A 12,321-nucleotide genomic window follows, 5' to 3' on the forward strand; every position below is an offset into this window, starting at 1 on the left:
ATGGCATGCCATGAAACGTCGACCGTCATGCAAGCCCGACGGGACATGCACCCATCCACCACCACGCGGACTCCACCGCACGACGTGGAATCCACGATCGGATTGAACGAATACGCATGAAGCCGGGAGCGTCTCCCGGCTCACATCAAAGCTTTACCCGGACTCTCCGCTTGCCGACGCTGAAGGAAATCCGGAGATCCCTCGGCTCGGATTCCGCAGCGCCATGCATGTTCGCGTTGATCCATTGGTGCGCGGCTTCGGTCACATACCGCCCCACCACGGGGGAACAACTGGAATTCCCCTTGTCCACCTCTTGCACGCGTCCATGCACGCCCACGGTCACCCACACGCTCATCTCGCATGCCTGATGCCGATTCGCCGGAATACGCGGAGCCGGGGTGTACACCCACTTTCTGGTCGCCGTGGCACGCTGCCGAGGCAGGTACATCGAGCGTTGCCGATCCCCGGCCATGTACAGAACCCGCCCCGACTTGCCGTCGAACTGCATGGCCACCGGCCAGCCATTCCCCTTGCCGGGTGGCAGCGGAAACGTCACCGAAGCAATTTGATCGGCCACGCATGCGGTAAAGGCGTTGTCCGGCAGCGGAACGGGCGCCTTGAGCATCCCGTCCAGTCGCATGATGCCCAGCAAGCTGAATGTCTTGACGCTCGCATGATGCTTGCGGGCGCATGCTTGTTCCACGCGTCGCACGGCATCTGCATTGACGGATTTCTGCAACTCGCGTGAGTATGCCGACTGGGATGCAGTCGAACTCACCTTGCTTATCTGCACAAGCAGTGCGTCGAAATTCTCCGGCGACCGATCAGCCGCCTCGGCGCTCGCTTGCAGCGCTACTGTGCCCATGACGCATATCGCCAGGCATGTATACCATTTCATGTCCCCTTCCCCCTGAATGTACCAATCTCTAAATCCCGCCCTCTCCTCTGTACAAGCCTCATCCGTCCCTGATTTCGCGATGAAACGCTACCAGACTACTCCACTCTGGATCGAAAAATGCGATGGGGGCCATGGAATGATCTGCCGATTTCAGAATTGTCCGGGTCCCATTCGGGTCTACCGCAATCGAATACAGACCGTATCGCCGATCATTTGGACACAGCGGACCCGCCAGAACGGACCACTGATCAGCGATCGAATCTGCTGCCCCTAACGACAGCCGGCGAACCCGACATCGCTTCCATCTCATGAACAAAAAAAGCCCCGGCATACGAATGCCGGGGCTTTGCATGGATACGGCTATCGATCACATTGCAGATAACCGATCAACGCGCTCACTCATTGACACCCAAAATCCGCACCGTCGATGTAACCGTCGAAATCATTGTCGATGCCGTCGGAGCAGGTGTTGCCGACATACTTGCTTTCCGAACCCGGATTCTTGCAGATGAACATGTCGGGGATCGCGCCCCACAGGTTGTTGTAGTACGTCTCGTAGTCGTAGCTCATCGCACCGACCGCGCCGTTGCGGATCCACAGCGTGTTCTCGTCGTTGTCGGCGTTGGCCGCGCCCGTGAAGTTCTGCGAGCCGATGATCATGCTGTTGTTGTCGGCCAGCAGCGCCTTCATGTGCATGCGGCCCTTGAAGTTCTCGATCTTCACCGGAATGCCCGCCGCACACAGTTGGTCGTGCGTACTGTAGGTGTTGCTGGCGCCGTTGCTGTCCAGAATCACGCGCACGGTCACGCCGCGGTTCTTCGCCGCCAGGATCGCATCGGTGATCGGCTGGCTGGTCAGATAGAAGATCGCGATGTCCAACGTGTGCTGGGCGCCGTTGATCGCCGGGATGATGGCGTTGTTGGTAGCGTCATCGGTCGGCGAGAAGTAGCTCTCGACCTGGGTGCCGTCGGTATAGACGGGCAGCAGGTGCACCGTGTTGTCCGACTTCAGGTGATGGGTCAGTCCATCCATCCACATCTCGTCGAACTCGGTCGTGTAGACGCTGGCCAGATTCGCGGACTGGATGATGATGGTCCAGTTGGCGTTGTACTCGCCGCCGATGCCGGTGTCGCTGTAGTTGGTCGAGCCGGTCGAGACCCAGTCGCTGTCGATGACGAAGAACTTATTGTGCATGATGTAGCCGAAGCCCTCGCCCGTCGACGGATTCTTGTCGACGCGGACCCAGGGATTGCCGGAGCTGTCCTTGCCCAGCGCCGTGATCACGGCCTGCGTATCGCAGCCGTTGTTGTCGTGGTACGTGAAGCTGCCGTCCGAATTCTGGTCGACCACGCCACGCACGACGACGCCACGCGCCTGCGCCGCGACCAGCGCATCCTCGAATGCGCACTGATCGCGGAAACCGTAGACCGCGAAGTCGATGGTCTTGGTCGCCGCATTGATGCGCGCCAGCATGGCCTGCGCCATGGGCAGGTTGTCGCTCGACGAAGGTTCCCCGTACGGGTCGGTCACCGTACTACCCGACAGGCCGCCGGCGAACTTCAGATCATAGTGGAACGCCTCGCTGATCATCGGCGGCGGCGGCGTGTCGGCCGCATCCTGCGGCGTACCGTAGCCGAGACCGGAGCCGTAACCGGTGGTGGCCGTGGCCCAGCTGCTGGCAAGCGTACCGTCGCCGCTGAGCTTGGCGCGCTGCATGGTGGCCTTGGTGGTGTTGTCGCCAGCCGCCCAGGCGGAAGCGGTCTGGTCCTGCACCGTGCCCTGGCTGTCGGTCAGCACCAGCGTCTCGCCGCCATTGCCCAGCGCACCGGTGTAGATTTCGTCCGCGGCCACGCCCGGGACCGAGGTATCGTCGGTGCGCTCGAGCAGGAAATGCCCGTGGGCCGGAATGGTTCCGCTCAGACTGACGGACGGCGTGCCGTCCTGCGACTGCAGCGTCCAGCCGTTGAGACTGATCGGCGCGGCCGTGGTGTTGTACAGCTCCATCCATTCATCGGACGAACTGTTCGTCGTGCCCATCCAGGACACTTCGGAAATGACCACCTGACGGGCATCCGCAGCCCTTGCCCACGAAGGGAACAGGCTGGCGGAAGCGACGACGGTCGCGAAAAGAAAGACAAGCGCACGCGGTACCGCGTGAACGGCACGATTCATGGTCGATACTCCCCTCTAAAGCAGCTCTTGGCTGCGAAAATGACCGAGGGAGTCTCGTGGGGACGTTTGACAACGCGGTGACAACCGGAACTATCGGGCCATCCGGCTCCCGGCACCGTGAGCCCAGTCACGGTTCATGCGGCACACAAGAACGCCGTGGACCTGAAGCCGCTGAGGGTCTTAATGTCATCGCCTCTGGAGTTTGCGAAAGTAAAGCGCAACTGTGCTTTGCTGTAGCACAATCGTTTCGTCACTCTTGCAAGGGAGTTCCAGATGAAAAAGATACCCACTGATACATGGATCCTGGTCGCCGATGGCGCGGAAGCACGCCTGTTCCGCAACGCCGGAACCGACTACAGGCTTTCGCTGGAACAGATCGAACTCATCCAGCCCCGTGATCTGCTCGATGAAGGCCCTTCCGGTCACCGGCCGCCCGAGTCCGACGAGCAATCCACCGATGAAGCCACTTTTGCCAAGCAACTGGCGAATCGGCTCAACGCCGCCGCACTGCAGAACACTTACGCACATCTCGTGCTCGTGGCCGATCCGCAGACGCTGGGCCAGATGCGACCGCAATTGCACAAGGAAACCCAGCGACGCCTTCTCATGGAAGTCGCCAAGACCTTCACCAACGCGCCCCTGGCGGACATCCAGAGCGCACTGCAGGCGGAATGAACCGTCTTCGCCTGACGCGCATGCCTCGGCGACACGACAGTACAAGGAGCACGACATGCAGATTCAGCTCAACACCGACGACCGAGTTCCCGGCGGCGAGGCGCTGCAGGCCAGCGTCGACAGTCTGGTCACGCAGCACCTCGAACGTTTCTTCCCCTACCTGACGCGCATCGAAGTGCATCTGGCCGATGCCAACGGCACCAAAGGCGGCGGTCACGACAAGCAGTGCGCCATCGAGGCGCGCATGAGCAACGGCCCATCCATGGGCGTCAACCATGACGATGAAACCATGGAAAAAGCCATTCGCGGCGCCTGCGAGAAGATGCGCTCCCGCCTCGACAGTCGCATCGGCAAGCGTGGGCATTGAGCGCAACGCCGGGATGCGAAGCATCTCTGCCATCCCGGCGCTTCCATGATTGCGGCGACGGCCCGGGCATCCGAAGCCGGACCGGCGCGGACCGGCTCCGGGCCTGCCGTTCCAGACCGCCACCGACCTGGCTCTCCACGGATTCTTGACGAACGAACTCGACGCGCAGTAGCTTGATCCGAAAGCTTTTCTTGAAACAAGAATCGCCCCGTCGAGGGGACCTCGCCGGCTGCGATTCCGGACCTCGACACGGCACGGCACACTCGGCAAGGATGCGCGACGCGGAAGCTCCCGCCCATCGTGTCGTACCGGCCCACCGAAGCATCACCGACAAGGACGCCTCGCATGCCCAACGTGACCAAGGAACAGCTGCAAGCAGGCCGCCGGAATCTTCGGGCGGCCGACCATGGCGTGGTCAGCCCCAAGTACAGCGGCATCCGCGCACGCCGCGGCATGGTGCAGTCCGCCGCCGAGTACTACGACCACATGCTGGAGACCCGGCGGGCCATCACACGCCTGGACAGCAAGCCCGTCGGTTCACGGATGCTCAGCGAGCTCAACAGCCGCACTTCGACCGTGTCGCCTCCCACGGACCGACACAATGCGTACACGCCCAATACGTCCGTCGACATCTACGCCCATGATCGCCGCGGTCACCACCACGCACCGCGCACCACCATGTTCGGCGGTGCGGATCTGCAGGCGGCCGAGGCGCGGATGGCCTATCGCTACAAGGGCGTTTCCGGTCCCGGCCAGGCCAGCGAGGTGAAATTCGACGCCTTCGCGACCAACGACCGCGGCGATGCCTTCGTGGGTCCTCAGCGGCGCGCGATCGGTCTGGGGCACGAACTGGTCCACGCGTGGCGCGCCTCGCACGGCATGGCGGTCAGCCCGCCCGAGGTCAGCATGGACCGCCATGAACCCCTGCTCCATCCGACCAACGAGCACGGACAGTCGGCCAAGGACATCCTCGACATGGGCATGCGCCTGAAAGAGGAATTCGAAACCGTGGGACTGGAACCGACGCCCAGGATGCGCCACCGCTTCCAGCCCACCGAGAACCTGCTGCGTCACGAACACGGGCTGACCGCCCGACGGCACTATTCCGGTTACCGGCCGGGCAGCATGGATGGTGACCTGGATGTGGCGGACCGGTTCACCGATACGCGCTCGATGAAGCAGAAATACTGGGACAGCCCGACTCCGCTGTCGCCGATGCGGCGCATCATCAAGAATCTGACGGACTAGCGCTTGTTCACCCGATCCTGATCGTTTCTATCGGCTCGGTCCCGTCATCGGGCTTGCAGGGATGCGTCAGCGTGCAGAGAGAAGACCAGAGCAGCGTGCCATGACTCTGCCGCTTTCCGGTTGCCCGGGCCTCAGCGCCGTCACTTGTTCTTGTTGATCAGCTCTTTCATCTTCGGCATGGGCGTCATGCCCGAGTACTCGGTGCGTGGCGCAATGCCGTGCTCCTTGCGCAAGGAGTTCTCGGTGATCCCCTGCGGCGCCTTCAGCAAGCCGACGGTCTCGAACTCCTCGATCTGCGTGTGCAGCAGCTTGCGCTTGGGCATGTGATCGAGTGCGTTGGTATCGACCGCCATGCCCGTCTGGTTGCGCAAGGCATGGACCAGCTCGTGCCCCAGGCCAATGAAGGCCGGACGCGAACCGTCGGATTTCTTGATGTCCGGGTTGTAGTGCACGGTCGTTGCCTCGCCGAATCCCGGCGAGTCATGCTTGAGTGGCTTGTCCCGAAACGCCAGCATGCCTTGCGGCTTGGCGGTGTTGCCCTGGTCGTCGCGCGTACGGGCGTCGGCGATCATCACCGTCGAATGGAAATCGACCATGGATGGACTGGGGCCATTGTTGAGTTGACTCAGCAACGATTTGCCTTGCGGCTGGCTGTCGAGCGTATGCAACGCGCGACGAGTATCGACCATGAAATCGGTGAACCCGTGACTGCTCTGCCCTCTCTTGCGCTGCAGACTGAGGTGGTCGTAGCCGGACATGGCCGGCATCAGTCCGACCTTCCGCAGCTGGCTCTTCTGTCCGGTCAGTTCCTGCCCGGTGATCTTGGCGCGACCGTGATTCGGGTGAATAGGCTCGACGCCCAACTGCTTATGCTTGCCACGCGCCACATCCGCGTAGCTCATCACCTGCCGGGGTTTCCATGGACCGGACATTGCGCACCTCCCTGCATGCAAGAATCGGACATCCAACCGTTTGTTTTTGCAGTATCCCTGTCGGTCGCTGGCAGATCAACTCTCCGGTCGCGAACCGCCCTCGGATAATGAGGGAGGGCGCACCGGTCGCATCCACGCCAGGCAAGTCCTCGTCTGCTGGATGCTACGGCGGCCTCTCGCTATCCGGATTGTCGGACTGGACTCGGGTAGCGTTGTGCTCGTGCGTCAGTGCATTTTCGGCCCAAGGCCGCGAAGACGAAGGTTGAGGCGCCATCATTGGGATCGGCCCTCGATCCGTCCTCGTCGCGAATAGCACCGTCGACACGATCATGAAAGTGACCCCCAGGCCACCAATCAGGATACGTTGCCAACCCAACAATTCCTGGAGTTCCATATCCTTGATTTTCATCGGCTTGCCGATGACGGCCCAGACCAGAAGGATCAGTCCGGCAAGCAACAGGAAGCCAGCCAACGTCTTGGGCATGATGATCCCTCCTTCCTGGAAGCATGCTGCTTGTTAACATGGCAGCGAGCGGGATTGAACTAGCCGTTTGACCGACTTACCAATGGACGAGCAGCGCGTTGATCCGCGGCATCAGGGACTCACCCTTGGAGCAAAGCCCGCGCCCACTCAGACTGCCGGGCCCGGCTAGGGGCCGCTGCGCGTACGGGGTCAAATGCCGCTTTCACTGGTGCCAGCCAAGCTGCGTATGCCCAACTCTGCCTCATGGAACAAGCTTCCCGGCATGGCTCTACGGAACGGACAACTGCCACGCTTCCTCCGTCCTCGGCTGATTCAATCATCAGCTGATTCAATCATTCGCAGGCCGGGCACAATACGCCCCCTGTCTTCGGGCGTCGCCGGGTTGTACACGATCATGCTCAGATCGGGCGGCCGTCCACCGCGAAGATGGAATACTCGAAGGCCAGCAGCCCGAGTTCCGGGCGCTGGATGTGCTTAACCGCTGGGCGGTTGTTCTCGTACTCGACGCGGCGAAACTCTACCGTCAGGTCATGGAAAGCAATCAGCCCGGCGCGAGCTACCAAGCAGGTGCCGAGGAAGGCATCGCGCCCCGGGACATCGCGCGGACGCTCGGCAAAGGGCTACACCTGCCGGCGAAATCGATCCGCGCCGACGAGGCCGCAGTGTACGTCGCCTGAGTGGCGCCGTTCGCCAACATGAACCTCACCGCCGCCAGCACCTGCACGCTCAAAACACTGGACTGGCATCCCACCGAGCCGGGCCTGATCGAGGACCTGGAAAACAGGGACTACGCGCTCATTAAAAAATAACAGAATTGAAGCAAGCAGAAGGCAGAGGCGATAACCTGACTTGTTCGCATCTGAACTTTTCAGTACGAATAAAAGCCCTATGTATTGCTATGATCGCAAGCCTGAAAACAATGAGGCCACGAATCCGCCCGCATTAACTTTATCTATACGTAGAAAATCATGCTTTCGAACGGCCTGATCGTAGGCATGAAATTTTCTCCGACCTTCTTCCTGAGGCATCAGCTCTGTAGTACCTGCAGCCCCAACGATAAAGAACTTCGTGACTTTCGAACCCGAAGACCCAAGATACGAAACCCTCAAGTATCTACGCACAGCTATATTTGCGGAATACCCTCGTAACTTAGCATAGCCTTCAATAGATTTTTCAAGATCGAAAATTTTTAGATTATTCCCCGACCTACTGTATACAGCAACCACACCTTTCCGCCCATCACCCGGAACATACGAGTCATAGTACAACCTCAATGCAAAATCTTTATTTAGCACCACCTCTCCTGTACTGATTTTTTTAATCGTAACGCCCAGCATAACTTTGCATGTTGGGTGGAATTCGAATACCGGCGCCCCCTCGTCCACTATATTGAGCACATCTCCGGCGTACACACCCAAATCGCTTTTATCCACGTATTTGGATGTTGGAATAATCAAAGGATCCACCCCGCGCTCGGCAACACGAAGCTGCGCGGACATCAGCTTCATTTCCTTTATGGACACAAATAGCTGCGAAAGAGAAACCGCAAGAGCCATGATCCCGAGCAGCACCATGGCAAAAATCTCGAAATAGATCTTGTTATCTTTGAGCCACGACTTTGCAAAAATCTTCATCGCATAACCCCCTTTGCGAATCCATTCATCCAAAAACTGGAATACATCTCATGGATAAGACGCGCACTGAAATAAAAGTTACGGCCGCAATAACTTCCCACTCACTGCCTTACTCTTTTTGTTAAAGGCATTAGAAACCTACACGCAAAGCAGGAACAATTACACGCACAAACATATTCTCAGGAGCATCGCCGCTCAAGCAGATAACATATGCGAGGTGTGATGTCGAAAATTTCTTGCATCCATCCAGGCTTCGTCAACTCAACCCCGCCAGTTCGCATGCTCCTGCCAGAAGGCCACGCTTTGCTGATATGCCGCGCGATCCAGCGGCACGCCCGAACCGCCTTCGTCGACGCCGACGGCATTGCGCATCATGGTGATCGGCGCCATCGGCGTCTCGGCCGGCTCCATGGAGTACAGGCAGCCGACCACGCCCCAGTCCGCATCGATGGGCGAGCCCTCTTTCTCGAGTTGCTCGGCACTGTAGAGAATCGGCAGCAAGTAGCGGGCAACGGGCGGGTCCACATCCTCGAACCAGCGCACCAGCACCGGCAGCTCGTCCGCCGAGCGGGCCTCGTAGGCCGAGTGCAGCAAGTGGCGGTTGTCGTCGGTGATCGGCACCGCCATGCAGCGCGTCGACGTCCAGTTGCGGTGCACATGCAGACGGCAGAACGGCGCGTAGCCTTCCAGCACCGCGAGCGGCGCCTCTTCGTTCAGGCGTCGCTCGAACGCATCAGCAGTGCAGTCCTGGATGGTGTTGCGTCGCGATGCGTCAGGAAACAGCCGGGTGCAGGCAAAGGGAGTGAGGACGATGGACATGGACAGCCGCCAAGGAAACCAGCGACAAGAGTAACGCGCGCTCTGTCACCTGTCCGTCGTGCGCGGAAGGCACCCGAAGGTCAAGCCCTGCGCCTCATTCAGGACGTGTCCCGGTTTCACACGAAGCCACGATCACCGAACAATCCCCAGATACTGAAGCGCGAACACGCATGCCACGAAGGCGGCCAACGTGAGGACCATCGCCAACAACCCAACCCCGACCACCAACCAATTCGAATGAAAATCCAGCGTCCGGGACTCGATGATGACCTGTTTGGTGAACTGGAGGCGCTGCACCAAAGTCTGCGTAACGCCGATTGTGATCACGGGGATGACGAAGCTCGGGAACTTGTCCGGAAGAAAAGGCAATACAAGGAACATCGCCAGCATCACGAGGGCGCCGTACAAGCTCGTCTTCCTTACCGACTCGGCTTTGCCGAGCGCCTGAAAATTCCTGCGCATGCACCAGATGGCGGCCAACGGCCCGCCCAGAAAGGCCGCAAAAGAAGACTGGATCGGGGAATAGACCCGCCTCGTGTTCGAGACTGCCTCAAGATTCAGATTGGCCATTTCCAATGGTATGTCTCCAGGTAAGAAGCGGTTTCCGAAACAAGAGAGAGTAGGAGATCAGCACTCACTTTCTAACCCCGCCCTCTCGAAAGGTCCGCGCTGCCCCACGCCCTCGAATGCGAAGGCTTCGCCAGAGCCTTCAACACAAGGCTTGAACGCAAATATGTCGCAACATGAATGCCTTCGCTTATCATGCTCTTCACCACCGCTGTCAACTCGCTCTCAGAAGGCTTCAAGGGGCGCAGCGCCTGAACGATGCGAGGCAGTAATTTTCGCCGTGTGAAACGGCGCGGCTCAGTCGAGAACACCCAAGCGATCAGAGCAAGAGCCAACAAGGCCATGACACCGAAGACCGGACCTTCTTCGTACATGTGCAACATCCCGCTGACTATGGGCGTCAAAGTCACCAGCCCAGCTCCTGCGATCAACGCCAGCAAACAATACACATCCAACGATGTACGGCGACGCCGTGCATCGACGAATGGTGACTGAAGCACGAACGGTTCGCGGATCAATCGAAGCCGCATTTCATTGGCCAATGAAAGCGGCGAACGACGCACTTCATCCTCGATGCGCAATCGCTCGGCGTATATGTCGCGTAATCGCGGGAAACTCGTCTGAATGAAAGAAGCCGCATGAGCCGGCATCCTTCGCACAGCCGTGTACTCGGCTGGTGCCCCGCTCAATCGCTGCTTGCATGTCATGCAGGTGCGCTCGTATCCCAGCTTCTCGAAAGCGCTCACAGGGATGTAATACACATGCCGATAGACCCGAACATCCCTAAGCATAAAGATGCGCGCCTGGCGGCAGATCGGACAAAAATCCGCGACGTAACCAAACTTTCGCCGAACCACACGGCGGCCCCAGATAAACAGCATGAAATCCCCCTGTCATGCAGATACTCTTCCGAGTATAGCGAAGATATCTGCCGTTCAAGCAACGCGCATTCATGCAATCCAATCAGGATTTTGGCGAAAATTCCCGCGATCCCGAAAATGGTCCTGGCCTCTTTTTTTCAAGTCCACCGCAGGACGAACAGGGCACACGGCTGCCAGCAAGCACTAAGGCTGTCATCAATCCGTCGCTCGCACACATGCTGTCGATGCGATAGATCTGGGCCAATGGCGGGAGATTCCATTTCTGCGGAAACGCATGCACCCAGCAACTCTTCATGCCTGCCCCAAAGTACCCCCGCTTTTTTCGACCCGAACGCACAAAGTGCACACGGACTCGGGTTTGGTTAGTCTGTAGCCGACGGCAAAGCGTTTGAACCATCTTTCCGTCGGGTTGTGCTTCATCCGTGCGCACGTCACGCAATCAGCGGGCGGCGCTTCAGGGGCAGGTATGCCCCGTGGTCAGGGTGGTCGGGCCGGGACCGATATGAAGCTGAGACATGCTTATGCAGGGTATCAGGCGGCCAATCTGAGGCCGATGATTCCGCTGAGCCTGCTTGCCACGGTAACGGTGTACATCACGGCGGTGGAGGCGGATGCCTGGACACTGCCTCCAGTTCTGCGCTTTGCACCCGCGCTACCGCTACTGTTGCTGGCACTGCTGGCCGGCCGCACCAAAGGGCCTGTGTCGCTGAGTGTGGTGGCACTGTGCGCCGTGCTGTTCACAGAGGTGACGATCAATTTCGCCGGCATCGGCCTGACCGAGGGACTGACCTGGGCAATGCCCGGAAGCCTCCTGCTGCCGGTGGTCACCTCGGTGTTCTGGCCTGCGCGCTGGAGTTTTCTGACGGCAATGGCGCTGACGGCATTCGGACCGCTGCCGATGCTCCTGATGCAGGGGAGCGAGCTGCAGCAGTTGCAGTTCGCTGTCTACATGAGCGTGGCAGTCACCTTGTCAGCCATGATGCACGCAGTGATGGAGCACACCTCGCGCCGACAGTTGCAACTCGAGTTGCAACTGCGCGAACAGGCGACGTTCGATGGCCTCACCGGGGTACTACTTCGCAACCGCTTTCTCGATGCAGCGCAGCGTGTTCTGGAGGAGCATCACGCGCAGCGCACGCCAGTGTGCGTGGCGTATCTGGATGCCGACCGCTTCAAGCGGATCAACGACCACTACGGCCATTCCGCCGGCGACGCGGTGCTGATCGGCCTAGCCGATGTTCTGCGCGCCCACGTACGCGCACACGATCTGATCGGTCGCGTGGGTGGGGAAGAATTCGCCATACTGCTGCCGGACATCGACCTGGCGGCGGCGCAGTATCGAATGGAGACAGTACGGCGGGCCGTACGCTTGATGGTGCAACGCCCGGATGGACCGATGACCATCAGCATCGGCATCGCCCAGAGCCGCGGACCCGGCGAAACCATCGACGCGCTACTGGTGCGCGCCGACCAAGCCATGCGCCAGGCCAAAGAAACGGGCCGCGACCGCGCCGTACTGGACACTACCTTGTCCTGATGACGACCCCAGGGAAGAGTCCGGGACTTCCCTCTCGAATCCATTGCCTGGCCAGAACAGTGCCCCTGAAGAATCAGGTCGCCGCCCCTGCGCGAGACGGTACGTTT

General features: G+C 59.7%; 13 protein-coding genes. 5 read left to right on the top strand and 8 right to left on the bottom strand.

The features are described from left to right. Positions 1-145: 145 nt before the first annotated feature. A complete protein-coding gene (locus HF690_RS05495) occupies positions 146-898 on the bottom strand; it encodes a hypothetical protein (protein ID WP_168608736.1) in 753 nt (250 codons plus the stop codon). Positions 899-1,297: 399 nt separating this feature from the next. Further along, positions 1,298-3,070, bottom strand: coding sequence for a phospholipase D-like domain-containing protein (locus HF690_RS05500; protein ID WP_168608737.1), 1,773 nt, complete (start codon positions 3,068-3,070; stop codon positions 1,298-1,300). A gap of 273 nt (positions 3,071-3,343) precedes the next feature. Between HF690_RS05500 and HF690_RS05505 the strand changes: the two genes are divergently transcribed. The 3 genes from HF690_RS05505 (at position 3,344) to HF690_RS05515 (ending at position 5,360) form a co-directional block, all read left to right on the top strand. Further along, complete coding sequence (locus tag HF690_RS05505; protein WP_113064274.1) at positions 3,344-3,745, top strand: host attachment family protein; 402 nt, start codon at positions 3,344-3,346, stop codon at positions 3,743-3,745. A 55-nt stretch (positions 3,746-3,800) separates the two neighbouring features. After that, entirely contained in the window at positions 3,801-4,112 is a 312-nt protein-coding gene (locus tag HF690_RS05510; RefSeq protein WP_168608738.1) for an HPF/RaiA family ribosome-associated protein, read from the top strand. Between the two features lie 345 nt (positions 4,113-4,457). After that, entirely contained in the window at positions 4,458-5,360 is a 903-nt protein-coding gene (locus tag HF690_RS05515; RefSeq protein WP_113064272.1) for a M91 family zinc metallopeptidase, read from the top strand. A 140-nt stretch (positions 5,361-5,500) separates the two neighbouring features. Here the strand turns inward: HF690_RS05515 and HF690_RS05520 are convergent, their stop codons facing one another. Together HF690_RS05520 and HF690_RS05525 are read right to left on the bottom strand one after the other, a co-directional pair. Beyond that, positions 5,501-6,292, bottom strand: a complete 792-nt coding sequence (locus HF690_RS05520) for a M91 family zinc metallopeptidase (protein ID WP_113064271.1) — start codon at positions 6,290-6,292, stop codon at positions 5,501-5,503. A gap of 163 nt (positions 6,293-6,455) precedes the next feature. After that, on the bottom strand, positions 6,456-6,776 hold the full coding sequence (locus HF690_RS05525) for a hypothetical protein (RefSeq protein WP_168608739.1): 321 nt from the start codon (positions 6,774-6,776) through the stop codon (positions 6,456-6,458). A 470-nt stretch (positions 6,777-7,246) separates the two neighbouring features. Between HF690_RS05525 and HF690_RS05530 the strand changes: the two genes are divergently transcribed. Further along, positions 7,247-7,453, top strand: coding sequence for a Rossmann-fold NAD(P)-binding domain-containing protein (locus HF690_RS05530; protein WP_168608740.1), 207 nt, complete (start codon positions 7,247-7,249; stop codon positions 7,451-7,453). A gap of 219 nt (positions 7,454-7,672) precedes the next feature. On the opposite strand, the gene HF690_RS05535 is transcribed toward HF690_RS05530, so the two are convergent. From HF690_RS05535 to HF690_RS05550, 4 genes are all read right to left on the bottom strand, one after another. Continuing rightward, positions 7,673-8,410: a hypothetical protein gene (locus HF690_RS05535; protein ID WP_168608741.1), complete on the bottom strand. Its 738-nt coding sequence runs from the start codon at positions 8,408-8,410 to the stop codon at positions 7,673-7,675. 261 nt (positions 8,411-8,671) lie between these two features. Next, positions 8,672-9,229 (bottom strand): DUF3228 family protein, encoded by a 558-nt coding sequence (locus tag HF690_RS05540; RefSeq protein WP_168608742.1) that lies wholly within the window; start codon positions 9,227-9,229, stop codon positions 8,672-8,674. A 132-nt stretch (positions 9,230-9,361) separates the two neighbouring features. Continuing rightward, a complete protein-coding gene (locus HF690_RS05545; RefSeq protein WP_168608743.1) occupies positions 9,362-9,799 on the bottom strand; it encodes a hypothetical protein in 438 nt (145 codons plus the stop codon). Positions 9,800-9,870: 71 nt separating this feature from the next. After that, positions 9,871-10,677 (bottom strand): hypothetical protein, encoded by an 807-nt coding sequence (locus HF690_RS05550; RefSeq protein ID WP_168608744.1) that lies wholly within the window; start codon positions 10,675-10,677, stop codon positions 9,871-9,873. A gap of 553 nt (positions 10,678-11,230) precedes the next feature. Between HF690_RS05550 and HF690_RS05555 the strand changes: the two genes are divergently transcribed. Beyond that, positions 11,231-12,214 carry a GGDEF domain-containing protein gene (locus HF690_RS05555; protein WP_168608745.1) on the top strand — a complete coding sequence of 328 codons (984 nt, stop codon included), beginning with the start codon at positions 11,231-11,233 and terminating at the stop codon, positions 12,212-12,214. Positions 12,215-12,321 lie beyond the last annotated feature (107 nt).

Source organism: Oleiagrimonas citrea (assembly GCF_012395255.1).
GTDB classification, from domain to species: Bacteria; Pseudomonadota; Gammaproteobacteria; order Xanthomonadales; family Rhodanobacteraceae; genus Oleiagrimonas; species Oleiagrimonas citrea.

Excerpts from the sequence above, each read along its gene's own strand:
- HF690_RS05555 (WP_168608745.1), top strand. The coding sequence starts at position 11,231 with ATGATTCCGCTGAGCCTGCTTGCCACGGTAACGGTGTACATCACGGCG.
- HF690_RS05495 (WP_168608736.1), bottom strand. The coding sequence starts at position 898 with ATGAAATGGTATACATGCCTGGCGATATGCGTCATGGGCACAGTAGCG.
- HF690_RS05525 (WP_168608739.1), bottom strand. The coding sequence starts at position 6,776 with ATGCCCAAGACGTTGGCTGGCTTCCTGTTGCTTGCCGGACTGATCCTT.
- HF690_RS05505 (WP_113064274.1), top strand. The coding sequence starts at position 3,344 with ATGAAAAAGATACCCACTGATACATGGATCCTGGTCGCCGATGGCGCG.
- HF690_RS05540 (WP_168608742.1), bottom strand. The coding sequence starts at position 9,229 with ATGTCCATCGTCCTCACTCCCTTTGCCTGCACCCGGCTGTTTCCTGAC.
- HF690_RS05515 (WP_113064272.1), top strand. The coding sequence starts at position 4,458 with ATGCCCAACGTGACCAAGGAACAGCTGCAAGCAGGCCGCCGGAATCTT.
- HF690_RS05520 (WP_113064271.1), bottom strand. The coding sequence starts at position 6,292 with ATGTCCGGTCCATGGAAACCCCGGCAGGTGATGAGCTACGCGGATGTG.
- HF690_RS05550 (WP_168608744.1), bottom strand. The coding sequence starts at position 10,677 with ATGCTGTTTATCTGGGGCCGCCGTGTGGTTCGGCGAAAGTTTGGTTAC.
- HF690_RS05510 (WP_168608738.1), top strand. The coding sequence starts at position 3,801 with ATGCAGATTCAGCTCAACACCGACGACCGAGTTCCCGGCGGCGAGGCG.
- HF690_RS05535 (WP_168608741.1), bottom strand. The coding sequence starts at position 8,410 with ATGAAGATTTTTGCAAAGTCGTGGCTCAAAGATAACAAGATCTATTTC.
- HF690_RS05500 (WP_168608737.1), bottom strand. The coding sequence starts at position 3,070 with ATGAATCGTGCCGTTCACGCGGTACCGCGTGCGCTTGTCTTTCTTTTC.
- HF690_RS05545 (WP_168608743.1), bottom strand. The coding sequence starts at position 9,799 with ATGGCCAATCTGAATCTTGAGGCAGTCTCGAACACGAGGCGGGTCTAT.